At 61.5% G+C, this 23,766-nt stretch carries 21 protein-coding genes and 1 tRNA gene; 8 read left to right on the forward strand and 14 right to left on the reverse strand.

Annotated features, from left to right (window positions below):
• Window positions 1-10 precede the first annotated feature (10 nt).
• From EGJ68_RS08720 to EGJ68_RS08730, 3 genes are all read right to left on the reverse strand, one after another.
• Window positions 11-86: transfer RNA gene (locus EGJ68_RS08720), tRNA-Thr, on the reverse strand.
• Window positions 87-146: 60 nt separating this feature from the next.
• Entirely contained in the window at window positions 147-1,520 is a 1,374-nt protein-coding gene (locus EGJ68_RS08725) for a wax ester/triacylglycerol synthase family O-acyltransferase (RefSeq protein WP_123034196.1), read from the reverse strand.
• Window positions 1,521-1,528: 8 nt separating this feature from the next.
• Window positions 1,529-3,028 carry a carboxypeptidase M32 gene (locus tag EGJ68_RS08730; RefSeq protein ID WP_123034197.1) on the reverse strand — a complete coding sequence of 500 codons (1,500 nt, stop codon included), beginning with the start codon at window positions 3,026-3,028 and terminating at the stop codon, window positions 1,529-1,531.
• A gap of 95 nt (window positions 3,029-3,123) precedes the next feature.
• Between EGJ68_RS08730 and EGJ68_RS08735 the strand changes: the two genes are divergently transcribed.
• The 8 genes from EGJ68_RS08735 to EGJ68_RS08770 all read left to right on the forward strand — a co-directional run bounded on the left by EGJ68_RS08735 (window position 3,124) and on the right by EGJ68_RS08770 (window position 14,128).
• Window positions 3,124-4,929 (forward strand): long-chain-acyl-CoA synthetase, encoded by a 1,806-nt coding sequence (locus EGJ68_RS08735; protein WP_158283585.1) that lies wholly within the window; start codon window positions 3,124-3,126, stop codon window positions 4,927-4,929.
• A gap of 87 nt (window positions 4,930-5,016) precedes the next feature.
• Window positions 5,017-6,660 (forward strand): peptide ABC transporter substrate-binding protein, encoded by a 1,644-nt coding sequence (locus EGJ68_RS08740; RefSeq protein WP_123034823.1) that lies wholly within the window; start codon window positions 5,017-5,019, stop codon window positions 6,658-6,660.
• 3 nt (window positions 6,661-6,663) lie between these two features.
• Window positions 6,664-7,596, forward strand: a complete 933-nt coding sequence (locus EGJ68_RS08745; protein ID WP_123034199.1) for an ABC transporter permease — start codon at window positions 6,664-6,666, stop codon at window positions 7,594-7,596.
• On the forward strand, window positions 7,597-8,484 hold the full coding sequence (locus EGJ68_RS08750) for an ABC transporter permease (RefSeq protein WP_123034200.1): 888 nt from the start codon (window positions 7,597-7,599) through the stop codon (window positions 8,482-8,484). It abuts the gene before it with no gap.
• 6 nt (window positions 8,485-8,490) lie between these two features.
• Window positions 8,491-10,077, forward strand: coding sequence for an ABC transporter ATP-binding protein (locus tag EGJ68_RS08755; protein WP_123034201.1), 1,587 nt, complete (start codon window positions 8,491-8,493; stop codon window positions 10,075-10,077).
• A complete protein-coding gene (locus tag EGJ68_RS08760) occupies window positions 10,064-11,425 on the forward strand; it encodes an MFS transporter (RefSeq protein WP_158283586.1) in 1,362 nt (453 codons plus the stop codon). The genes EGJ68_RS08755 and EGJ68_RS08760 overlap by 14 nt, the downstream gene beginning before the upstream one ends.
• 46 nt (window positions 11,426-11,471) lie before the next feature.
• Window positions 11,472-12,281, forward strand: coding sequence for a DUF6502 family protein (locus EGJ68_RS08765; RefSeq protein ID WP_269845662.1), 810 nt, complete (start codon window positions 11,472-11,474; stop codon window positions 12,279-12,281).
• Window positions 12,282-12,283: 2 nt separating this feature from the next.
• Window positions 12,284-14,128 carry a DUF5666 domain-containing protein gene (locus tag EGJ68_RS08770; protein ID WP_123034204.1) on the forward strand — a complete coding sequence of 615 codons (1,845 nt, stop codon included), beginning with the start codon at window positions 12,284-12,286 and terminating at the stop codon, window positions 14,126-14,128.
• A gap of 24 nt (window positions 14,129-14,152) precedes the next feature.
• On the opposite strand, the gene EGJ68_RS08775 is transcribed toward EGJ68_RS08770, so the two are convergent.
• From EGJ68_RS08775 to msrB, 11 genes are all read right to left on the reverse strand, one after another.
• Window positions 14,153-14,608, reverse strand: coding sequence for a SufE family protein (locus EGJ68_RS08775; protein WP_123034205.1), 456 nt, complete (start codon window positions 14,606-14,608; stop codon window positions 14,153-14,155).
• A gap of 12 nt (window positions 14,609-14,620) precedes the next feature.
• Entirely contained in the window at window positions 14,621-15,163 is a 543-nt protein-coding gene (gene sufT / locus EGJ68_RS08780; protein WP_123034206.1) for a putative Fe-S cluster assembly protein SufT, read from the reverse strand.
• A gap of 14 nt (window positions 15,164-15,177) precedes the next feature.
• A complete protein-coding gene (locus tag EGJ68_RS08785) occupies window positions 15,178-15,534 on the reverse strand; it encodes a HesB/IscA family protein (RefSeq protein ID WP_123034207.1) in 357 nt (118 codons plus the stop codon).
• Window positions 15,535-15,544: 10 nt separating this feature from the next.
• Window positions 15,545-16,777, reverse strand: a complete 1,233-nt coding sequence (locus tag EGJ68_RS08790) for an aminotransferase class V-fold PLP-dependent enzyme (protein WP_123034824.1) — start codon at window positions 16,775-16,777, stop codon at window positions 15,545-15,547.
• 14 nt (window positions 16,778-16,791) lie between these two features.
• Complete coding sequence (gene sufD / locus EGJ68_RS08795; RefSeq protein WP_123034208.1) at window positions 16,792-18,096, reverse strand: Fe-S cluster assembly protein SufD; 1,305 nt, start codon at window positions 18,094-18,096, stop codon at window positions 16,792-16,794.
• Entirely contained in the window at window positions 18,096-18,842 is a 747-nt protein-coding gene (gene sufC, locus EGJ68_RS08800; protein ID WP_123034209.1) for a Fe-S cluster assembly ATPase SufC, read from the reverse strand. The genes sufD and sufC overlap by 1 nt, the downstream gene beginning before the upstream one ends.
• A gap of 50 nt (window positions 18,843-18,892) precedes the next feature.
• Window positions 18,893-20,332, reverse strand: coding sequence for a Fe-S cluster assembly protein SufB (gene sufB / locus EGJ68_RS08805; RefSeq protein WP_027949241.1), 1,440 nt, complete (start codon window positions 20,330-20,332; stop codon window positions 18,893-18,895).
• Between the two features lie 166 nt (window positions 20,333-20,498).
• Window positions 20,499-21,923 carry a tetratricopeptide repeat-containing sulfotransferase family protein gene (locus EGJ68_RS08810; RefSeq protein WP_123034210.1) on the reverse strand — a complete coding sequence of 475 codons (1,425 nt, stop codon included), beginning with the start codon at window positions 21,921-21,923 and terminating at the stop codon, window positions 20,499-20,501.
• Window positions 21,924-22,008: 85 nt separating this feature from the next.
• A complete protein-coding gene (locus tag EGJ68_RS08815; protein ID WP_233248745.1) occupies window positions 22,009-22,464 on the reverse strand; it encodes an acyl-CoA thioesterase in 456 nt (151 codons plus the stop codon).
• On the reverse strand, window positions 22,461-23,150 hold the full coding sequence (locus EGJ68_RS08820; RefSeq protein WP_123034211.1) for a type II secretion system protein GspG: 690 nt from the start codon (window positions 23,148-23,150) through the stop codon (window positions 22,461-22,463). The genes EGJ68_RS08815 and EGJ68_RS08820 overlap by 4 nt, the downstream gene beginning before the upstream one ends.
• Window positions 23,147-23,608: a peptide-methionine (R)-S-oxide reductase MsrB gene (gene msrB / locus EGJ68_RS08825; RefSeq protein ID WP_123034212.1), complete on the reverse strand. Its 462-nt coding sequence runs from the start codon at window positions 23,606-23,608 to the stop codon at window positions 23,147-23,149. Before msrB ends, EGJ68_RS08820 begins: the two co-directional genes overlap by 4 nt.
• Window positions 23,609-23,766 lie beyond the last annotated feature (158 nt).

Below are 23,766 nucleotides of genomic sequence, written 5' to 3' on the forward strand. Positions count from 1 at the left end.
ATTTGTAGTGTGGTGCCGGAGATAGGAGTCGAACCTACGACCTTCGCATTACGAATGCGCTGCTCTACCAACTGAGCTACACCGGCACGGCGGCGCGATTATAGCAAAAGGGGCGCGGGCGGCAGCAAGTGTTTTCTCACTCGTGCTTACTGCCCAGCCATCTGTCGCCGCAGCACATGGTAGCTGGCGAGCATGTGCTTGGGCAGCGCCTCGATATCCGCCTGGCGTTCCGGGCAGCTCGCGATGCCAACACACAGCTTGCCCGCATGGCTGACCACGGTGATGTTCAGGCCCATGCCGTGGGTGATGATCGACAGCGGATACAGCGCGTCCAGGTGCGCGCCGTTCAAATACAGAGGGGTTTTGGCGCCCGGCACATTGGAGAAAATGGCGTTGATGGCCGGCCTTACGCGCTCGGCGTTCCCGGTCACCGTGAGCAACACCGCAGGCAGCATGAGCAGTGCATAGAAATCCTCGGCGGCGGTCACCGAGATAGCCGCCATTTCCCGTTTGGCGGCGCGCGTGGTGCGGATAACCCGCTGCAGCCGTTTGTAGTCATCGGCTTCATTGGTGAAGAATGGGCTCAGGATATAGCTCAACCGGTTACCGTCGCCTTCTCCTTTGGCTTTGAGCGAGACAGGCATGCCGACAATCAACGAACTCTTTGGCAGTGCATTTTGTGCGGCCAGATAGCGCTGCAGCGCGCCACCGCAGATGGCCAGCAACACGTCGTTGATGGTACCGCCGCTCTGGTGCGCCATGCGCCGCACGGTCCGCAGGGGGAGGTCGCAGATGGTGAGGCTGCGGCGCGCTTCCAGCTCGGTGTTGAATACGCTGCGTGGCGCGGTGAAGGGCAGGCGCATGGCCTCGGTATTGCCCGCAAGCACATCCTTGCCCATATGCACCAATAGTCGGGAGAGCTGCGGCAGGGCGCGGTACTGTTGCCAGGTGCTGCTCGCGACCCGGCCCAGTTGCTCGAACAGGCTGTGATGGCTGTGCTGATGGCGTCTGTCGCGGCGCACGTGACGAAAATCGATACGGGCTTCGGGGTCGGTACTGAACAGGCTCTGGATCATGCGCATGGCGCCGATACCGTCGACCAGGGCATGGTGCGTTTTACAGTACAGCGCAAACCGCCCGCCGGGCAGCCCCTCGATGATGTGCAGTTCCCACAGAGGCCGATTGCGGTCCAGCGGCCGTTCGTGGACGCGAGTGACCAATTGCAGCAGGTCCTGCATGCGGCCCGGCTGGGGCAGCGCGTAGTGCAGTACGTGGTTTTCCGGCCGGTAATGAGTGGCCTCTACCCACGCTGAAGCGGAGGGGTCCTCTGGCCGCGATAGCTGGCGGTTGAACGCGGGCAGGATTTCATTCAGCCGGCCACAGTCCCGGGCGAGCTGGCGCAGGAAATTGCGGGGGGCCCCCTCCGGCGGGCTCAGCAGCATCAGGGCCGCAACGTGGAAGGGGCAGCGGGGTGTTTCGATGCGTAGAAAGCCCGCGTCCTGGGTGCTCAATCGATCCATGGTCGCCTTCAATTCTCGCCGAGGTAGCGCGCCTCCAGATGTGCGCGAAAGTAGGATGACTGCAGCGTTTCACCGGTCGCGCGCTGCATCAGCGCATTGTAGTCGAGAAACTTCCCCTGGCTGTGCACGTGCTCACGCAGCCAGCCCAGTAGCGCACAGAAATTGCCCTCCGCCAGCTGCGCGGGCATGTCGGGCAATGCCTGCCTCGCCGCGGCGAACAGCTGCGCTGCGCTCATGGCACCCAGGGTATACGTGGGGAAGTAGCCGAACAGCCCTGCGGGCCAGTGCACATCCTGCAGGCAGCCATCGCGGTAGTTGCCCGCTGTGGATAGCCCCAGGTAGGACTGCATGCGCGCATCCCAGGCCTCCGGTATTCCGGACACCTCCAGTTCGCCTTCGATCAGCTGGCGTTCGATTTCGTAACGCAGGATGACGTGCAGGGGGTAGCTCACTTCATCGGCGTCCACGCGGATGTAACCGCGCTTCACGTGCGTGAAGAGGCGGTAGAGGTTGTCCTCCTGCCACGCGGCGGCGCGGGGCTGTGCTGCCGCAAAACTGCGCTGCAGGTGAGGTGTCAGGTAGTGCAGAAATTCCGGGCTGCGACAGGCCTGCATTTCCATCAGCAGGGATTGGCTTTCGTGTACGGCCGTGCTGAGTGCCTGCCCGACCGGTTGTGACTGCCACTCGGCGGGTAGGCCCTGTTCGTACAGTGCGTGCCCGGTTTCGTGAATCACGCCCATCAAGGCCTGGGTAAAACCCTCGGTGTTGTAGCGGGTGGTGATGCGCACATCGCTCGGAACACCGCCACAGAACGGATGGTGGCTGACATCAAGGCGTCCGTGTTCGAAGTCGAAGCCCAGCGTGCGCATCATGGCCAGCCCCAGCGCTCGCTGCTCATCAATGGTGAAGGGGCCTTCGGGCGGCTGCGCCGGCTGCTGTTGCTGCTGTTCGATGGTGGCGTCCAGCAGGCCGGGTAGAAACGCTTTCAATTCAGCGAATAGCGGGTCCAGTTGAGCGCAGGTCATGCCCGGCTCGTAGCTGTCCAGCAGGCTGTCATAGAGTGACATGCCGCTCACCGCTGCGCGCGCGGCGGCCTCTTCCCGTGCCAGCGCGACCACGTCCTCCAGCAGCGGCGCTATGGCCTGCCAGTTATTTTCACCGCGGTGCACGCGCCAGGCCTGTTCGCAGCGGCTGTTTGCCAGTGTGCGCCGCTCTACCAGGCTCTCCGGCAGGCAGGTGGCGTCGCGGTAGCTGCGCTGCATTTCGCGCAGGTTGGCCGCTTGCCAGGTTGGTAGCGTTTCGTCCGTTGCAGCCGCCAACCACTCGGCAATTCGCGGGTCGGTGAGCATCTGGTGTGTCACCCCATCGAGAGTTGCCAGCGCCTGTCCGCGTGCGGCGCCGCCCCCGACTGGCATCATGGCGGCCTCGTCCCATTGCGCGACTGCGCCAACATGGTACAAATCATTGAGGCGGGCAAAGTGCTGGTGTAATTTCTCGTAAGGTGTCATTGCTGGGTGCTCGCAAGCCCGACGGGGGCGGTTTTGGTTTCAATTTTTTCGGTTCAAGGTATCATACTGCCTGCAACACAGCGTGGAGCCAAGCAGTGATAAAAAAAGACGTCTTTCGTACTCTCGCCGAACTTCCCAAACTGATCAAGGCGAAGAAATTGCTGCGACCGCGCCCAGCCGATACGCGCGATTGCCTGGGCGCTCGTGTAGCGGCAAATGCGGCACGCATTCCGCGGCGCTCGGCCTTTGTCTGCGAAGGGCAGACGATGGACTGGCAGCACTTCAACGCGGCAGCAAACCGCTATGCGGCGGTATTTCGCGCGCAGGGCTTGCAGCGTGGCGATGCCGTGAGTGTGTTGATGGAAAACCGCATCGACTTCATGGTGGTGGTGATAGCGCTCAATAAGCTGGGCGTGATTGCATCCCTCATCAACACCAGCCTCACAGGGCGTCCGCTGACGCACTGTGCCGAGATTACCGGCGCCCGCAAGTTCCTGTTTGGCGAGGAGTGTACCGACGCGGTCGCTGATGTGCGCAGTGCCCTGCCGTTGGCCGATGGAGACTACCTTTTTGTGCCCGATTCCGGCGAGCGTGCGGCGCCGGACTGGGCGTTGAACATGGCGGACGCTGCGGCGCAGACGACTGCGGACAATCCACCCGAAACGGCCGACATCACCATAGAAGATGTCGCGTTCTACATTTTCACCTCGGGCACCACCGGCCTGCCGAAAGCAGCGGTGCTGTCCAATCGGCGTTACCTGCTCACCGCGAGTGTGGTGCAGGTAGGCGGCCTGCAGCTGACTGAGGATGACCGGCTGTATTTGTGTTTGCCGCTGTTCCACGGCACGGGTCTTATGGTCGGGGCGGGGGCTGCGTTTCTTGCTGGCGCCAGCATGTTCATCCGGCGCAGGTTTTCCGCCAGCCAGTTCCTGCCGGAAGTGCGCGAGCACCGCGCCACGGCCTTCGTCTACATCGGTGAGCTGTGCCGCTACCTGTTGCATGTGCCGGCGCAGGCTGACGATGCGAACAATCCACTGCGCGCTGTGGTCGGCAATGGCTTGCGCCCGGACATCTGGCACAGCTTCAAACAGCGTTTCGGCATTGAACGGGTCGCGGAGTTCTACGGTTCGAGCGAAGGCAATGTCGGCTTTTTCAACCTGTTGAACAAGGACTGCACGGTAGGCTCCTCCGCGCTGCCCACAGCACTCATCAAATACGACGTGGACCGGGATGAAGTTATGCGCGATGCCGCTGGGCGCTGTCAGCCGGTGGCGCCGGGTGAGCCGGGCTTGCTGTTGGGGAAAATCACGCCGCATACCAAATTCGAGGGCTACACCAGCGCTGAGGCGACGGAAAAGAAGATTTTGCGCGATGTGCTGCAACCGGGCGATGCCTGGTTCAACACGGGTGACCTGATGCGCACGGTTGATGTGGGGTTTGCGTTTGGCCTGCCGCACTATCAGTTCGTGGATCGCATCGGCGATACCTTTCGCTGGAAAGGGGAAAACGTGTCCACCAACGAGGTGGGCGAGATACTCAACCTGCACCCGCAGATTGCGCTCAGCAATGTGTACGGTGTGGAGGTGCCCGGTACGGATGGCCGCGCCGGTATGGCGTCGCTGCGCCTGGAGGAGGGCGTGTCGACGCTCGATCTGGACAGTTTCTCGGCGCACGTACAAGCGGAGCTTCCGCACTTCGCCCGCCCCTTGTTCCTGCGGATACAGAGCGAAATGGACACCACGGGTACTTTCAAACTGCTCAAGGGCGACTTGCGCAAGCAGGGCTACGACCCGGCGCAGGTCAACGATGTGCTGTGCGTACTGAAACCGGGCGCGACCCGCTATGAACCGCTGGACGCCGATTTCCACGCCAGGATTGTGCAGGGCGCAGCCGGTTACTGAGGGGCGTGATGCTGGAAGTGTTCGTCGCCGCCGTGCTGCTGTCTGCGGTTATGGCTTTACGCTGGCAAAAAGGCTATGTTCGCGCTCATGTATAGATTCGTTCATGTCCTTTGTCTCGTGCTCATGGCTGCCTTCCTTGGCGGCTGCAGCGCCGGTGAGTCCAATGTTGCACAGGGCAACCGTGATGGCATCCTCCATTTCGGCAATGGCTCCGAGCCCCAGGGGCTGGACCCTCATGTGGTCACCGGGGTGCCGGAAAGCAAGATCATTGATGCCCTGTTTGAAGGGCTCACACGCAAGAACCCCTGGACTCTGGAACCGGAGCCCGGCGCGGCGGCGAGCTGGGAGTTCAGCGACGATCGCCGCGTCATTACGTTCCATATGCAGCCGGAAGGGCGCTGGTCCAATGGCGACCCGGTCACCGCACACGACTTCGTCTGGTCCTGGCGACGCGCTTTGGACCCGGCGATGGGTAACCTGTACGCCTACATGCTTTACCCGGTGGAAAACGCGGAAGCCTATGCCACGGGCAAGATTGATGACCCGGCATTGGTCGGTGTGCGCGCGCTGGATGACATGACACTTGAAGTGACGCTGAATGCGCCCACGCCGTATTTCCTGCAACTCATGGACCACTATTCCAGCTACGCCGTGCACCGCGAAACGGTCGAGCGGTTTGGCAAGGCGACAGACCGGTTCACTCGCTGGACCCGGGTAGGCAACATTGTGACCAACGGCCCGTTCCAGTTGCAGAACTGGGAGCTGAACCGGCGTATTGTGGTGGAGCGCAACCCGCACTACTGGGACAACGACGCCGTGTACCTTAACGGCATTGTGTTCTACCCCACGGAAAACATTGTCAGCGAAGAACGCATGTTCCGCGTCCACCAGTTGCACTACACCGCCGATGTGCCGCTGAACAAGATTCCCGCGTACCGCAAAATGGCCGACACGCCGTTTGTTGAAGCCCCTTACCTGGGCACCTATTTCTACCTGCTGAATACCGAGCGCCCGCCGCTGGATGATGTGCGGGTGCGTAAGGCCCTCTCACTGGCGGTGGATCGCGAGGCGCTGACGCGAAATGTGCTCTATGGCAGCAATAACCCGGCTTATGCCATCACGCCACCGGGCACACTGGGTTACCAGCCACCACAGCTGTTCACCCATGACCCGGAGGAGGCGCGGCGCCTGCTCGCGGAGGCCGGGTACCCCGGGGGGGACGGCTGGCCCGGGCTGGAGCTGATTTACAACACCAGTGAAAGCCACCGCAAGATCGCGGTGGCGCTGCAGCAAATGTGGAAAGATGCATTGAATATCACTGTCACTCTGTCCAACCAGGAATGGAAGGTGTATCTGGACTCGGTCTCCCAGATGAATTTCCAGGTGGCGCGACGTGGCTGGATCGGCGACTACGTTGATCCGAACAACTTCCTCGACCTCTATATCACCGACGGCGGCAACAACAACACCGGCTTCTCGGACCCGGTTTACGATGAATTGATCTTGCAGCGTGCGCCGCGTGCGGCAACCCAGGAGGCGCGCTTCGCGCTGTTTCACGAAGCGGAAACACGCCTCATGGAGCAAATGCCCATCCTGCCCATTTACACCTATGCCAGCAAACATCTGGTGCACCCATCCGTGAAGGGCTTGCCGCCCAACCTTATGGACTTCGTCAATGTGAAATACATTCACCTTGAGGATGTGCCACTGACTGAATTCGAGCTGGAGTAGCCTATGTGGCGTTTCATTGCCGGGCGTTTGTTGCAGGCCATTCCGGTTATTCTCGCGGTCATCACCGTCACCTTTTTCCTGGTGAGGGTGGCACCCGGCGGTCCCTTCGACAGCGAAAAAGCCGTGATTCCCGAGGTCAAGGCGGCGCTCGAAGCCCAGTACCGGCTCGATCTTCCCCTCGGGCAACAGTATCTCGCCTACCTGCAAGACCTGGCCCGCGGTGAGCTTGGCCCCTCGTTTAAATACCCCGGTCGCAGTGTGAATGAACTGATTGCCGCGGGCCTGCCGGCGACGGCGGAGCTGGGCGCGTATGCCCTGCTGGTAGCGGTTGTGCTGGGCGGGCTGGCGGGTGTTGTGGCGTCGCTCAAGCCCAACAGCGCACAGGACTATATTCCCATGTCGGTGGCGATGATCGGCATTTGCATGCCTACCTTTCTGCTCGGCCCGTTGTTGGTGCTGGTGTTCGGCATTCATCTGGAATGGCTGCCGGTGGCGGGGTGGGGCGATATTCCCGGCGACAAGATACTGCCCAGCCTGACGCTCGGCGCCGCCTATGCGGCGTACATTGCGCGCTTGAGCCGGGCCGGCATGCTGGAAGTGATGTCGCAGGACTATATTCGCACCGCACGCGCCAAGGGCTTGCCGGAATGGCAGGTGGTAACGCGCCACGCGCTGCGCGGCGGCCTGATTCCCGTGGTGGCTTTCCTCGGCCCCGCCTTCGCCGGGCTGCTGGCGGGCTCGTTTGTGGTGGAGACCATTTTTCAGATTCCGGGCCTGGGGCGCTTCTACGTACAGGCCGCCTTCAACCGCGATTACACCATGATCCTCGGTACGACGGTGTTCCTGTCGACGCTGATTGTGCTGTTCAACCTGCTGTCCGACATTCTCGCCGCGTGGTTGAACCCGCGCTTGCGCGCTCAGTATGGGGAGGCATGAATGACGTCTGCGAACCTCACTGATACGGCACAGGTGGAGCAGGGCACGTCGCTGTGGAAAGACGCCTGGCGCCGACTGCGCAAGAATCGTCTGGCCCTGTTCGGCCTCGCTGTGCTCACCGTGTTTATCGCGCTGGCTCTGTTGACGCCGTGGATAGCGCCCTATGCCTACGATGCCCAGAACCTCGATCTCGGTGCCTCACCGCCTTCCGCCGCGCATTGGTTAGGCACGGACATCTTCGGGCGTGACCTGTTGACCCAGATACTCTACGGCGGGCGTATTTCCCTGGCGGTCGGTTTTGTCGCCACTGCGGTGGCGCTGGTGATCGGCGTGACCTGGGGCGCTATTGCCGGTTATGTGGGCGGCCGCGTGGACGCGGTGATGATGCGGCTGGTGGATATCCTCTACGCCTTACCCTTCATGATTTTCATCGTGTTGTTGATGGTGGTGTTCGGGCGCAATCTGCTGCTGCTGTTCCTGGCCATCGGTGCGGTCGAGTGGCTGACCATGGCGCGCATCATGCGCGGCCAGGTGCAGTCCCTGCGCCAACAGGAGTTTGTCGAGGCCGCGGTGTCGCTGGGTTTGTCACCCGCAACCATCGTCCGCCGTCATCTGGTGCCCAACGCACTGGGGCCGATTATTGTCTACACCACCTTGACCATTCCCAGCGTTATGCTGCTGGAGGCGTTCCTGAGCTTTCTCGGCCTCGGCGTACAGCCGCCGGCCACCTCCTGGGGACTGTTGATTTCCTACGGTGCTGAAACCATGGAGGAGTATCCGTGGTTGCTGATTTTCCCGGGTGCGGCGCTCACCCTGACCCTGTTTGCATTGAACTTTCTTGGCGACGGCCTGCGCGATGCGCTGGACGTGCGCGGCTCCGGAGACTGATTGCCCATGCCTCTGCTCAGTGTCCGCGACCTCCAGGTCGACTTCACCACCCGCAACGGCCGCATCACGGCGGTAAACCGTATAGGCTTTAACGTAGAACCCGGGCAGATCACCGCGATCATCGGTGAGTCAGGGTCGGGCAAGTCGGTTGCCTGCTACAGCCTGCTGGGGTTGCTTCCCACGCCGCCTGCCAGTATCGAGAGTGGCAGTGCAGTGTTTGACGGGCGCGACCTGCTGCAGATGAGCGAGCGCGAGCTGCGCGAGATCCGCGGCCGCGATATCGCCATGATCTTTCAGGACCCGATGACCTGCCTCAACCCCTACATGACGGTGGGTAACCAGCTGGTGGAGCCGCTCATCTACCACCGCAAGGTCACCCGGGCACAGGCCAGGGAGCGCGCACTGGAACTGCTGGCGGAAGTGGGGTTGCGCGACCCGCAGGCAACCATCGACCAGTACCCACACCAGTTTTCCGGCGGTATGCGTCAGCGGGTAATGATCGCGATGGCGCTGATCAATGAGCCCAGGCTGTTGATTGCTGATGAGCCGACCACGGCACTGGATGTCACTATTCAGGCGCAGATACTCGAACTCATTGCCGAGCTGCAGCGCAAGCGCAACATCGGCGTGATTTTCATCAGCCATGACCTGTCTGTGGTTGCTGACATTGCCGATGACATCGTGGTGATGGAAAAGGGACATGTGGTGGAGCGGGGCGATCGTCAGGCGATTTTCCAGGCCGCCGAGCACCCTTACACACAGAAACTGCTGGCGGCGATACCCGCAGGCAGCAAGCCCCCGGCAGACGCCGTGCGGGAAGACCTCATTCAGGTGCGCAACCTGTGTACCTGGTTCCCCCAGGGGCGCGGTGCTGAACCGTTGCGTGCAGTGGACGATGTCAGCTTCACCGTGCAACGAGGCGAAGTGTTGGGTCTGGTGGGTGAATCGGGCAGTGGCAAGTCGACCATCGGCCGCTCGCTGCTGCGCCTGGTGCCGGTGACCAGTGGCGAGGTGCTCTTTGATGGCACGGATGTCACCGGCCTTGCCGGCGCCGGCTTGAAACAGATGCGGCGCCGCATGCAGATGATTTTCCAGGACCCCTACGCCTCGTTGAACCCGCGCATGTCCGTGTACGACACCCTGGCCGAACCCCTGCTACTGCACGGTATCGCCACGCGCAAAACGGTCGAGCAGGGCGTGCTGCAGCTTATGGATGACGTGGGCCTGGCGCGTGCGTTCGTGCGCAAGTACCCGCATGAGTTTTCCGGTGGCCAGCGCCAGCGTATTGCTATCGGCCGTGCACTGGCAACGCGCCCGGAGTTCGTGGTGGCGGATGAGCCGGTGTCGGCGCTGGATGTGACCATTCAGGCACAGATTCTCGAGCTGATGCTGGAACTGGGGCGTGAATACGGCCTGACCATGCTGTTTGTCTCTCATGATCTGGCCGTTGTGCGACATATCGCCGACCGCATACTGGTGTTGTACAAAGGGCGTGTCGTGGAGCAGGGCACCGGTGATGCGCTGTTTAACGCGCCGCAGGAAGACTACACACGACAACTGCTGCAGGCGATTCCAGGGCGTGGCCTGCTTTAACTCGACTTCCCCAACGGGTGCGGACGGGTATCCTCCGGCAGCGACCGCCAACTACGCGCTGATACTGCTGTTGTTGGCGTACATCCTGTCGTTTATCGACCGCAATGTCATGGCAGTGCTGATTGGCCCCATTCGCGCCGATTTCGCCATCAGCGATTTTCAGTACAGCCTGCTGCACGGCTTCGCGTTTTCCATGTTCTACATCGTTATGGGGCTACCGATTGCGCGCCTCGCCGACCGCCACAGCCGCAAGTGGATTATCACCGCCGGGCTGGTGGCCTGGAGTGCGATGACCTGCCTGTGCGGTGCTGCCCGCAGTTTTGGCGGCCTGTTCCTCGCGCGTGTCGGCGTCGGTATCGGTGAGGCCACGCTGTCGCCCTCGGCGTTTTCCATGCTCGGTGATCTGTTTCCCCGCGAGAAGCTGGCGCGTGCGCTGGCCATCTACAGTCTGGGTATTACGCTGGGTGGTGGCATGGCGTACGTGGTGGGCGGGGCCGTGTATGCGTGGTTTGCGCAGGGCCCTCCGGTAACGCTGCCGTTGTTGGGCGAGATGCGCCCGTGGCAGATGACCTTTATTGCAGTGGGCGCACCGGGGTTGTTGCTTGCGGTGCTACTCGGCTTTCTCCCGGAACCCGTGCGCCGCGAAGACGTTGTCCGCACTGCAGCGCAGAATGAGCAGCAGTCAGCCCCCGGCCTCGCAGCGATTTTGGCCCACCTCAGGGCGCACGGGCGAGCCTATCTGGCCCCGATGGGCGCCGCGTCAGTGCTGAGTATTCTTGGCTACGGCACCATGGCCTGGTACCCGGAATTCCTGATTCGCAGTTTCGACATGCCCCGCGCAGAGGCGGGCAGCCAGTTCGGGTTGATGTTTCTGCTCGCAGGCAGCGCGGGTGCGCTCGCGGGAGGCTGGTCGGTGGAACCGTTGCGGCGACGCGGTTATGCCGATGCGCCGCTGCGCATCGTACTGCTGGTTGCCGCACTGTGGTTGCTGCCCGCGGTTGCCGGGCCACTGAGTGGCAGCGCCACGTTGGCCATCTGGTGGGCCGCGCCGATCGTGTTTTTCCTCAATGCGCACTTTGGCGTGGGTGTGGCAGCGGTGCAGTTCATGACGCCCAATCGAATGCGTGCGCAGGTGTCAGCCTTGATGCTGTTTTTCACCAACCTGTTCGGGCTGGCGTTTGGGCCCAGTGCTGTCGCGATACTCACTGACTTTGTATTTGGCGACGACCAGGCCCTGCGTTACGCGCTGGCGCTACTGCCGCTGCTGGTCTGCCCGCTGGCCATTGTGCTGGTGCTTCAGGGTATGCGGTCCTATCGCGAGTGCATAGCGGAGACGAGTCAGCTTTAGATACTTGACGTCCTCATAATTTGGGAATATATTCCCAAATATGGATATGCCAATACATCAAGTTCTCAGTGACGCGGTGGTCCGAATCATGCGGCCTCTCGCCCGTGTGCTCCTTTCTCACGGCATGGCGTACGGTACCTTTGCGGAGTTGGCCAAACGTGCATTCGTTGAAGAAGGGTTTCTTCAGGTCGAGCGCGATGGCAAACGCGCGACAGTGTCCGCTGTGTCAGCGCTGACGGGATTGACACGCAAGGACGTCAGCCGCATCCGGGATTCCGAGGCACCTGTGGATGTCGGTGCCAGCCAGCGTTATAACCGTGCGATCCGTGTCATCAGCGGCTGGATCAACGACGCGGATTTCACGGATGCCAGCGGGCAGCCCGCTCCCCTGCCTCTCGAAGGCTGTGATTGGAGTTTTGCGGCGCTTGTGCGGCGCTACAGTGGTGATATTCCGGCTGCGGCCATGCTCTCCACACTCCAGGCGAGTGAGAACGTTGAGGTACAAGGTGGCAATGCGGTGCTCGTGGAGCGCGCCTATATCCCGCGGGCAACACCCCTGGAGAAGATCAATATCCTGGGCAAAGACGTAGGGGAGCTGGTCCACACCATTGGCCACAACCTTGAGGTATTGCCCGAGCAACGCTTCTTCCAACGAAAAGTGTCTAACGCCTCGATTGCTGCCGCAACAGCGACTGAGTTCCGGGCACTGTCTACCCGCAAGTCTCAGGCGTTGCTGGAAGAGTACAACGCTTGGTTGACGCAACATCAATCAGAAAGCGATGAAACGGCGGGTGAGGCCCTACGTTACGTTGCGGTTGGCATTTATTACATCGAACTTCCCGAACAGGAGCAGTAGCCATGAAGAGTCCATTTGTGCCGCGTCCCTTGGTAACCTCCAGTGCCTTGGCATTGGTCCTTTCCGCCTGCGGCGGCGGTGGTGGTGGCGATAGTCTGGTAGCGGTGAATCCATCCCCGCCTACCGGCGGTGGTGGAATCGGGGGGTCGGGTCAGAGCACGACCAGCAGCGGTACTATTGACGGCTTCGGCAGTATCTTCGTTAACGGTGTGCGTTACGAAACGGATGACGCCGAAGTCATCATCGATGGCGAAGTACTCGATGATGATGCCTTGCGTCTTGGCATGGTTGTTCTGGTCACTGGTCAGGTCGACGATAGCGGCGCGACCGGGGATGCCGAGCGCGTTGTGTATGACAACGAGTTGAAAGGACCGATATCCAGCATAGAGGTGTCTGCGGATGGTGACGCCAAGCTGCTGACTATTCTTGGCGTCAATGTGATCGTTGAACGTGCCGGAACGGTATTCGAAGATGTGGACTTCGACAGCGTGGGTATCGATGACTTCGTCGAAGTATCCGGGTTCACTGGTCGTGGTGACAGCCTGCGTGCCACTCGCCTGGAACGAAAGGACCCGTTTGTTCCTGGTCAGTCACTCGTTGAGGTCCGTGGCCGCGTCGGCGTGGTCTCGGGGAGCCAGTTTGCCTTTGGCGACGTGAGCGTGGATTACAGCACCGCAACGCTTGAGGATTTTGGCAGCATCGCGGTCAGCGAAGGGCAGCTGGTAGAGGTGCACGGTACGCTGGCAGATGGTCTCATTACCGCAACGCGTATCGAGCTGGATGGGGGTTCCGCGAGCCGCTTCACGGATGGGGCGATCGTCCAGGTTCAGGGCGCAGTCACCGGTTATCTGGACTCAACAAGTTTCCAGGTGGGTGGTGTTGACGTGGACGCTTCCAATGCGGTGTTGCAGCCCGCGAATCTGGTGCTTGCCAACGGGGCGGTAGTGCAGATCAATGGTGTCTGGGAGGCCGGGCGACTGCTTGCGGACACGGTCCAGTCGCGCCGCGGTCGTATCAAGGTCGAGGGCCCGCTTGGAGCAGTCGATACAGAGGCGGGAACAGTCACGCTGCAACTCGTGCCGGGGTCGGTCACCGTAAGTATCGATTCCGCGACGCGCTTTGATGACGACACTGATCGCTCCAGTATTTTGCGCATTGGCGACTTGGTTCCCGGTGATTTTCTCGAAGTGGAAGCATACCTTGACGGCGATCGCCTGGTGGCGACGACGCTTGATCGCGACGATGACGACAATGAGCAGGAACTGCAGGGTCCGGTAGACAGTTTCGTAGCAGGTGAAAGCGTCACCATACTCGGCTTGACCTACAGCACCACTGGTGCCGAGTTTGAGGGACGTGACGATGTTGATATCAGTGCCGACACGTTTTTCGCAAACGTGCAAGCTGGCGATCTGGTCAAGATCAGCGACGACAGTATCGCCGACGGGATTGCCGATGAGGTTGAGTTTGAAGACCGTGTCGCGCTGGCCGGTGAACGAGAGTTCGCCTGTTTTGGTGACGACGACTCGGAAGATGATGACGAAACGGACGACTCCAGTGAAGGGTGTGATGACTTCGACGATGACAACCCCTTGGCGTCAGACGATGACCTGACGGACGATGACCTGACCGAGGACGATGATCTGACCGAGGATGATGACCTGACCGAGGACGATGATCTGACCGAGGATGATGACCTGATCGAGGACGATGATCTGACCGAGGATGATGACCTGATCGAGGATGATGACCTGATCGAGGACGATGATCTGACCGAGGACGATGATCTGACCGAGGACGATGAGCTCAACGACGATGAGGGTGATGACCTCAACGATGACGACGACTGAGGTTACATCGACTTGTTGAGAGTCTTACGGGGCCGGCCTCGCAGGGTCGGCCCCCGCAATTTGCCGGATGCGCGCGACCATCGCCCGTAAACCGTTGCCCCGTGTAGGAGACAGGTGGTGCAGGAGGTCGAGCTGCTCGAAATACTGGTCGATATCGAAGGCCCGGATGTCCTCGGGTGTTTTGTTGTTGTAGGCGGCGAGCACAACACCCAGCAGGCCCTTGACGATAAACGCATCGCTGTCGACTGACAGCTGCAGGCGGTTCTCCTCCAGTCGGGTATCGATCCACACCTGGCTCTGGCAACCGCGGATCTTGCGGTCTTCCGTGTGCAGCTCGTCGGGCATGGCAGGCAGCTCACGGCCCAGATCAATGATGTACTTGTAGCGGTCTTCCCAGTCGTCGAAAAAGGCGAGTGTTTCGACAATGTCGTCACTGGTGATGCTGTGGCCAAACGGATTGGCGGGCGCCGGGTCTGGCACGATGAACTCTCCCTAGTAAAACATGCCGGTTTCGAGCTGTGCCTCTTCGGACATCATGTCGCGGCTCCACGGCGGGTCGAACACAAGTTCCACTTCAACCGCGTTGACATTGGGTACCTGTGAAACACGGTATTTTACATCGCCCACCAGCACGGGGCCCATGCCGCAGCCCGGAGCCGTGAGGGTCATGCTGATGGCAACGCTGGCAGCACTCTGGTCGATATCCACACGGTAAATCAGCCCCAGGTTGACCAGGTCGACCGGCACTTCCGGATCGTAGACCGTACCCAGTGCCTCCCACACCTGTGCTTCATCGATTCGTCCGTCCGCGGGCGGGGTGAAATCAAGCCGCTGCGGCGTCAGCCCCAGGGCATCGGCATCGGTGCCGTCTACCCGCACCATGTTGCCGTTGTGGATAACGGTGTAGTTGCCGCCCAGGGCCTGGGTCAGGGTGACGAAGGTATGCGCCGGGATGGTGACCGGGTCGCCCACGGGTACCAGACGGCCCGGGCAATCGCGCTGGGTGGTGAGCAGGGTTCGTTCCTGGGCGCTCATGTAATGTTCACCAATCAACTAATACTGAAGCTTTCGCCACAGCCACAGGCGGCAGTGACGTTCGGGTTGTGGAACTTGATGGTGCGGTTCAGCCCTTCCTTTTCGAAGTCCAGCCGGGTGCCCTGCAAAACAGGCAGCGAGGCGCGGTCCACGAAAATATCCAGTTCGGCATCCGGATGCAGCGTGAGGTCACCTTCCTGACCGCTGTCCACTTCATCCATCACGTACATGAAGCCGGTACAGCCACTCTCCCGCACACTGATGCGCAGTGCCCGTTTGCCTGACTGGCCGAGCTGTTTCTTCAGATAGGCTGCCGCTGCGGGTGTAACCTGCAGGGCATCGGTGTTCACGTCAAACGTTTCAACGCTCATAAGTAACCTTTTAGCCAAAGAGGCGTTTTGCCTTGTGGATACCGGCGAACAGTCGCTCCACGTCATCCGCCGTATTGTACAGCGAATAGGACGCGCGTACGGTCCCTGGCACCTGGTAATGCGCCATGAGTGGTTGAGTGCAATGGTGGCCGGTGCGCACGGCTATACCCTGTTCGTCGAGCAGCATGCCCAGGTCGGAGGGATGCACGCCCTCCAGTACGAAGCTGAATATGCCCACGGTTTGTGCGGGGTTGCCGATGCGTCGCAGCCCGTCGATATCACCAGCCAGATCGATGGATTGCTGCAGCAGGCTGCACTCGTGAGCTGCTGCGGCGGCAATGTCGATGCCCGCCAGGTAATCGATGGCGGCCGCCATGCCGATCGCGCCGGCAATATTGGGCGTGCCGGCTTCGAATTTGAAGGGCAGTGCGTTCCAGGTGCTGCCGCTGAAACTCACCGTCTCGATCATTTCACCCCCACCGAGAAACGGGGGCATCGTGTCGAGCAGCGCTTCCTGCCCCCACAACACGCCCATGCCGGTAGGGCCAAACAGCTTGTGCCCGGAGAACACGTAAAAATCGCAGCCTATGGACTGGACATCCACGGGCATGTGAGCAATCGCCTGGGCGCCGTCGACCAGCACTTTTGCCCCCGCCGCATGCGCCAGCCGGCTGATCTCCGCCACCGGGTTGATTGTGCCGAGTGCGTTCGATACGTGGTTCACGGCCACCAGCTTGACCCGCTCGTCGAGCAGCCCCGTCAGTGCTTGCAGGTCGATGTCACCGGCTTCCGTGATGGGAATCGGCACGACCTCGGCACCGGTGGCGGCGGCCGCCAGCTGCCAGGGCACGATGTTGGAATGATGCTCCAGGTAGGACACGAGAATCCGGTCGCCGGCACGCAAGTGCGTGTGCCCCCAGCTGTAGGCAACCAAATTAATGGCCTCGGTAGCACCCCGCGTCCAGATGACCTGATTGCTGCGCGGGCTATTGATAAACCGCGCAACCGTTTCCCGTGCCGCTTCAAAGGCAACGGTGGCCCGGTCGCTGAGTGTATGTGCGCCGCGGTGCACATTGGCGTTGTCTCGGCGGTAGTAGTTGGCAATCGCCTGAATAACCACCTCGGGTTTCTGCGTGGTGGCGGCATTGTCCAGGTAGACCAGGGGTGCGCCATTGACGGACTGCTGCAGGATAGGAAAATCCTGGCGCAGGGCGGCGGGGTCAAAGGGGGCTGCAGAGGCCATGGCGGTCGATGCGTTCACAGGATATGCCTCGTCAGGCGTGCATCGCGTGCGAAACGCCTGGCCAGGAGGGGCTTGAGAAACGCCTGCACGGCCGGTTGCGCGATAGCTTCCACCAGTTCGTTGATAAAGCCGTAGCTCAGCATCACTTCGGCCTCTTCGCGCGGTACACCGCGGGTGCGCAGGTAGTGGAGTGCAAGCGGGTCCAGCTGGGCAACGGTAGCACCGTGGGCGCACTGCACGTCATCGGCGTAGATTTCCAGCTCCGGCTTGGTGTTGATTTCCGCCTTGTTGCTGGTCAGCAGGTTCTTGTTGCTCAGCTCCGCGCGGGTTTTCTGTGCCTGCGGATGGATGTGAATCCGCCCGTTGAAAACCGCAGTGGCTTCATCGGCGATGATGCCGCGGAAGCGTTCCTGGCTGGTGCAGTGCGGGACAGCATGTTCAATGCAGGTGTGGTAGTCGACGGTTTCGGTGCCGCGGGGCAGGTACAGGCCGTCCAGTGCGCAATGGGCGCCGCTGCCCTGGTGGTCCACGACCAGGTCAATGCGTTTCAGCGCGCTGCCCAGGGCGAGGTGAAAGCCGTTCAGCAGGCTGTCTGCGTCCTGCCGTGCATGTACGCCGCCAATATGCACCGCGTCACCCTGCTCCAGGTGCAGGCGGTAGTGGTTCAGCTGCGCGCCGCGGGCCAGCAGCAATTCGGTAATACCATTGGTGAAGGCCGTGCCTCCGGTCGCCGTGTTGGCGAAAGACTCAACCAGCGTAGCGCTGCTGTTCTCCGCGAGACATACCAGCAGGCGCTGGGTGATGCTGATCGATTCATTCTGCCCGGTGGTTAGCCAGGCAATGTGCACCGGTGTATCGATATGGGCGTTGGCCGCCACCTCCATGAACACACCGTCGGCGAGCGTGGCGTCATTCAGGGGCGCGAAAACGTGGCGGCCAGGCTGCAGGGCACTGCCCAGAGCGGCGGCAATGCGCGCTGCCTGCTCGCTGTTCGCATCGGCGAAGCGTACCAGGTTCAAGCCGGCCGGAAGTTCGCCGTGAGACAGCTCGGCGCGGTAGTGGCCGTCGGCGAATACCAGCGTTGGGCCGGCCAGCTCCGGCAACGGGATATCGTCGAGCGGTGAGCGCGCGGATTCGGTAGCCGGTGCGCTGAACGTTTGCTGCAAGGGTTGCAGGCTGGTGTATTTCCAGGCCTCGGTTTTGCGCGTGGGCAGTGCCGTTTTGGACCATGCGTCGCGGCCGCGGGCCTGAACGGGCTCCAGCCAGGCCGGCGCGGTGCGCGCGGCGGCCGCCAGCGCCTGCTGCATGAAGTCACTCATCAGGCTACGTCCTCCAACCAGGCATAGCCGCGTTCTTCAAGCTCCAGTGCCAGCGAGTGGTCACCGGATTTCACGATGCGACCGCCGGACAGGACATGCACCCGGTCCGGTTTGATGAAATTGAGCAGGCGCTGGTAGTGAGTCACCAGAATAAAGCTACGCTCGGGGCTGCGCATGGCGTTGATGCCGTTGGCGACCACCTGCAGCGCGTCGATATCCAGCCCGCTGTCGGTTTCATCCATGATGCACAGCTTGGGTGCAAGCAGCATCATCTGCATCAACTCGTTGCGTTTTTTCTCGCCACCGGAGAACCCTTCATTGACACCGCGCTTGAGAAACGCGGCGTCGAGATCGACCGCCTTGCAGGCTTCGCGGGCCTGTTTCATGAAGGTCACGCTATCCAGCGCGGCTTCGTTGCGGTGTTCACGCACGGCGTCGACGGAGGCCTTGAGGAACTCCATGTTGCTGACGCCGGGAATCTCCACCGGGTACTGGTAGGCGAGAAACAAGCCCAGGTGCGCACGCTCCTCCGTATCCAGTGTCAGCAAATCCTGCCCCAGCAATTGTGCGCTGCCCGCCGTAACGGCATAGCCGGGTCGCCCGGCGAGCACGTGCCCGAGTGTGCTTTTGCCCGAGCCGTTGGGGCCCATGATAGCGTGTACCTCACCGGGGCCGACCGTGAGGTCCAGACCCTTGAGGATAGCCTTGTTCTCCACGCTGGCGTGCAGGTTGTCGATCTTCAACATGGTTTTCTTGCTCCGAAGTGCGACCGCAGGGTCGCACGCTAGTGTTTGCCTTAGCCGACAGAACCTTCGAGGCTCACTTCCAGCAATTTGCCTGCTTCCATGGCAAATTCCATGGGCAGCTCCCTGAAGACTTCCTTGCAAAAGCCGTTGACGATCATGGACACCGCTTTCTCGGCATCCAGTCCGCGTTGCTGGCACAGGTACAGCTGATCGTCGCTGACCTTGGACGTCGTGGCTTCGTGTTCCACAACAGCCGAAGGATTGCGGCTTTCGATATACGGGAATGTGTGCGCAGCGCAGCGGTCACCAATCAGCAGGGAGTCGCACTGGGTGTAGTTGCGTGCGCCCTCTGCGCGCGGGCTCATGCGCACCAGCCCGCGGTAGGCGTTGGAACTCTTGCCCGCGGAAATCCCCTTGGAAATGATGGTCGAGCGGGTGTTCTTGCCCAGGTGGATCATCTTCGTGCCGGTATCCGCCTGCTGCGCGTTGTTGGTCAGCGCTACCGAGTAGAACTCACCGATGCTGTTGTCGCCACGCAGTATGCAGCTGGGGTACTTCCAGGTGATGGCCGAACCGGTTTCCACCTGGGTCCAGGAGATCTTGGCGTCGCGGTGCGCCACGCCGCGCTTGGTGACGAAGTTGTAGATACCGCCTTTGCCTTCGGCATCCCCGGGGTACCAGTTCTGCACCGTGGAGTACTTGATCTCGGCACCGTCGAGTGCCACCAGTTCAACCACCGCCGCGTGCAGCTGGTTCTCGTCGCGCATGGGGGCCGTGCAGCCCTCAAGGTAGCTGACGTGGCTGCCTTCGTCGGCGACGATCAGCGTGCGCTCAAACTGGCCGGTGTTGGCTTCATTGATGCGAAAGTAGGTGGACAGCTCCATGGGACAGCGCACCCCTTTCGGGATGTAGACGAAGGAACCGTCGCTGAACACCGCGCTGTTGAGAGCGGCGTAGAAATTGTCTTTGCGCGGCACGACACTGCCCAGGTATTTCTTGATCAGCTCGGGGTAATCGTGCACCGCCTCTGAAATCGAGCAGAAGATCACGCCGGCTTCCCAGAGCTTCTCGCGGAAGGTGGTGGTGACGGACACCGAGTCGAACACGGCATCGACCGCAACGCCCGCGAGCGCCGCCTGCTCATGCAGGGGGATGCCGAGCTTGTTGTAGGTTTCGATCAGCTCCGGGTCGACTTCATCGAGGCTCTGGGGCCGGTCCTTCATCGCCTTGGGGGATGAGAAATAGGAGATTTCGTTGAATTTGACCGCCGGGTACTGCACATGCGCCCATTCCGGCTCAGCCATCTTCAGCCAGTCGCGGTAGGCCTCCAGGCGCCATTCGAGCAGCCACTCGGGCTCGTTCTTGCGGCCGGAAATGAACCTGATAGTGTCTTCATTCAGGCCCGGTGGCAGGGTGTCGGACTCGATATTCGTGGTGAAGCCCGCAGCGTACTCCTTGCGTATGGCGTGTTCGATGTGTTCCTGCGACATAATCAGTGACCTGTGCTGACGGGCGAGACGACGGTAACGGTGATTCAGTGCATTTTCGCACGCGCTGCACCCGGATGGCGACAAGCGCGATGGGGTGCCGATGAATACCCGAGTATTTTAGTCGACTATTGCGGTCGGTGCAACGCACGGCAGGCCGCCAGCGCGTTTACCGTGTTGCAGGGCGCTTGCGCCGTCGCTCCCGGTAACCGCCAGACTCCGGTGGGCTGCTCAGGCGGGGTCGCGCGAGCTCATCCTCGTAGGCACGCACAAGCGGCGCCAGTTGGTGGCGAAAGCGTTTCGCAAACCCCACCAGTGTCGGGCTGATCTCGCCAACGGCATCCAGAGAGCGGCTTGGAAACACGCGCCAGTTCTGCCCCTGGCCGGAGCCATTCGGCGCGGGCCGGCGCGAAGCGTCGAGTGCGAGCAGGGACATCAGCTGGTCGCGCACGGCAGCCGGCTCACGCACCAGTGTTTCGTAGCGGACTTCAAGCACGGGGTTGGGCAGGGCCGCCTGCCAGTGGGCGATGAGCTTCTCGGCCAGGGCAATTGCCCGGCCAATAGTGGCGAGCTGATAACTGTAACGGTGCCCGCTGCGAAAGTTTTTGAAAAACAGCGCGAGCCCCAGGTCCAGCGGTGCCCGTCGGCAAAGGACAACCGGCATGTCCGGGTGCAACAGGCCCAGCCAGCCGAGACGGCTGAGGTTCGCGGGCGACGTGTCCACCAGGTAGCGCACCTCACTCCCTGCAAGCGGTGGACACAGTGCCACCAGGGGGGAACCCGGTTCCGCTGCCAGCCTGGTTGCCTGGGCCTGTACGTTCTCCCGCGTCGGGAGGTTGGCGGCCAGTTTGCGCACCAGCGCCAGTTCACCTCCTGCTGCCACTCGGGGGTGTTGCGCCAACAGTGTTTCAACCAGGCTTTTGCCAGAGCGGGGCAAGCCGGCCACCACCAGCAGCGGGCAGGCAGGCGTCGGGTGTTTGCGCGGGTGGCGTTGAAAGAACTGCCGATCCATAACGGCGGCGCTGGGGGAGACCTGGTACTCGCGGTTTCCCGTGATGTCCTTTGCGGCAAAGCGGTTGGCCTGCTCATAGAAGGCGAAGCCAGGGTTGTCGAGACCGGATTCCGTATAGATTTGTCCGAGCAGAAACAGCGCCCGGGCTCGGGCTGAATGGCTGCGCTCCGTATCCAGGGCAAGTTTCAGCAAGGTGGCCACTTCCGGGCTGTCCAGGGGAATTGCACGGAAATTGAGCAGGCCGCGGTAGGCATCGGTGAGGCTGGCGTCCGCCGCCATTGCCCGGCTAAAGCAGTCGCAGGCTTCGTCCCCGCGGTTCTGTCGGCTTAACAGGTGGCCGAGTTGAACCAGCAGGCGGGGTGCGTCACGACAAGCCTCCAGGCCGCTGCGATAACAAGCTTCCGCCTCTGCCAAACGGCCCAGACCCTGTAGCGATTGCCCCTGCAGGCTCCACAGCTCCGCCATGCTGCTGTTCTGTTCGAGCAGCAGCGTGGATTCACGCAAGCTGCGCTCGAACTCCTTGCCTTGTACCTGCTCGCGTATCACCGCAAGCGCTGTTTTATAGTCAGGCCGCTGGGGCATGAGCCGCTTTCCTGCTAGGACGCCCTGACGCGCGGAATCGCGGTTTGCGCCAACAGCTGAATAGTTGCTCAGGGTGCGGCTGCGGTCAACTGCTTTGACCGCGCTGCTCGGTGTTGAGTTCTGGCTGGCGCGCCAGGATGGCAGCGCGGAAGTGGGCGGGAATGCTTGTCGCCTTGCGGCTTTGTTTGTCGGTGAAAACCTGGGTGAGGCTGCCTCGGGCAAGGGGGCGGCCACTGTTTTTTTCCTGCAGGCTGAAGGCGAGCTCGGCACTGCTGCGGCCGAGGCGGGTGTAGCCAAGTTCCACGGTGACGGTTTCGTAGGCCCGGCATTCACCCAGGTAGTCGCAGTTGATGTTCACGGTGAAGATGAAGCAGGGAGCTGTTTGCGGGTTCATCGCCCCCAGGCCCAGTTCTTCCATGTAAAAGCCGGCGACTTCATCGGCGTAAACCAGGTAGTTGGCAAAATAGAGATGTCCCTGGGCGTCGGTGTCGCTGAAACGCACCACCATGTCCCCGCTGTAGGCTGGCTTGGCAGAGCTCACGGCTGCGCAAGCTCCAGGGCGTGTTGCAGGTAATGCAGTTCATTGAGGGAAATGTCCGCATTTTCGTCCACGCCCCCCGGGGCATTGTCAGCGCCGAGGGTCAGCAGTGAAGGCGGTTGGCGCGAGCCTGCAAAGTCGGGCGCTGCGTAGCGGTAGGGGCGCTGCCACGGGTCTTGCGGAATCGCTTCAATATAGCCGCCGTCCCTGAAGCGACCGGCACGACGCATGCTGCCGATGGGGCGCACCAGGCTCTCAAGGCCGGGTTCGCTCTGCGGGAAGTTCGCGATGTCTTCGTAGTACGTGTCCAGTGCCGCTTGCAGGCGGGTGAGGTCATCCGCAATCTTGTGCAGCTCTGCGCTCGGGGCAGGGGAGGTCTGGATGCCGGTCATTGCATACAGCACCGCCTGCGGTTGTTCCGAGCAGAACACCCGGATGTCTTCGGCAGTGGGCAACACGTCCGCCTGGCCGGCGCGGAAAATGAACGGCTTGAACCCCGGGCTGTCGCCATAGCGCTGGATGGAGCGATAGTCGCCGCACACCACCTTGCCCGGGTAGTTCGCCAGCTCCCGGAATTCAATGGTCTCCACTGCCGGCAGAGCCGTTGTTACGGCTTCCTGCGCTCGCTGGGCCTGGTTGGTACACGCGGTCAGCCCGGCGAGGCCGAGAATGAGGAGCAGCTGTTTCATTGCGCATCCTCGGCGTCCGCGAGCTTGCGCAGGGCGGCTGCGTTCATGCAGTAGCGCAGGCCACTTGGCGGTGGTCCGTCCGGGAACACGTGCCCGAGATGTGCGTCGCAGGTGTTGCAGGTGGTCTCGATGCGTGTGCGTCCGAAGCCGTGATCGGTGTGGTAGGCAATGACGTTGGTTTTTACCGGCTGCGTGAAAGAGGGCCACCCGCTGCCGGATTCAAACTTCTGCTCGCTGTCGAACAGCAGGGTGCCGCAGCAGACGCAGGCGTAGTCGCCGGGCTCAAAGCGCGAGCACATCTCGTTACTGAACGCACGCTCCGTGCCCGCCTGGCGGGTTACGTGGTACTGTTCCGGCGTGAGCAGGGCGGCCCACTCCTCGTTGCTGCGTTGCAGCCTTGTATCAGGTTCGGGATTGCCTTCGTTGGCGAGGCGACAGATTTCATTCCAGGTGAGCATGGCAACAACCTCGTAGTGACATGTGAGCCAAACACGTTCAGCGGGCCCGGTCGGCGCACAGTAGGGGCAAGCCGCGGCAAGATCAAGAGGTAGCGAGCGCGCTGCCGTGATGTAAAAACTGCGCTTTTCACGCAGGTGCTTTGCCGAGAGCGGGTGCA

The sequence above is a fragment of the Haliea alexandrii genome (assembly GCF_003719295.1).
GTDB classification, from domain to species: Bacteria; Pseudomonadota; Gammaproteobacteria; order Pseudomonadales; family Halieaceae; genus Haliea; species Haliea alexandrii.